The organism is Streptomyces sp. WAC05292 (assembly GCF_003949955.1).
Lineage (GTDB): Bacteria > Actinomycetota > Actinomycetes > Streptomycetales > Streptomycetaceae > Streptomyces > Streptomyces globosus.
Map to the genome: position 1 here is coordinate 1 of NZ_RPSE01000923.1, position 245 is coordinate 245.

At 74.7% G+C, this 245-nt stretch carries 2 pseudogenes; one reads left to right on the top strand and one right to left on the bottom strand.

What is annotated here, in order from left to right:
• Positions 1-144, top strand: a pseudogene (locus tag EF903_RS35780) (transcriptional repressor); the annotation flags it as partial.
• On the opposite strand, the pseudogene EF903_RS35785 reads toward EF903_RS35780, so the two are convergent.
• Positions 140-245 (bottom strand): annotated as a pseudogene (locus EF903_RS35785) (isoprenyl transferase); the annotation flags it as partial. The pseudogenes EF903_RS35780 and EF903_RS35785 overlap by 5 nt on opposite strands.

Genomic DNA, 245 nt, shown 5'->3' on the forward strand with positions numbered 1-245 from the left:
TGCCGCGGCTGCGGCAAGGCGGTCGAGGTGGAGGGCCCGGCCGTCGAGAAGTGGGCCGAGTCGATCGCGGCCGAGCACGGCTTCGTGAACGTCGCCCACACCGTCGAGATCTTCGGCACCTGCGCCGTGTCCGCGACGGTCAGCCGGCGGCGCCGCCCGGCTCCACCTGGTTCGGGACGGCACCGCCGAAGCGGCGGTCGCGCTGGGCGTACTCCAGGCAGGCCTGCCACAGGTTGCGGCGGTCG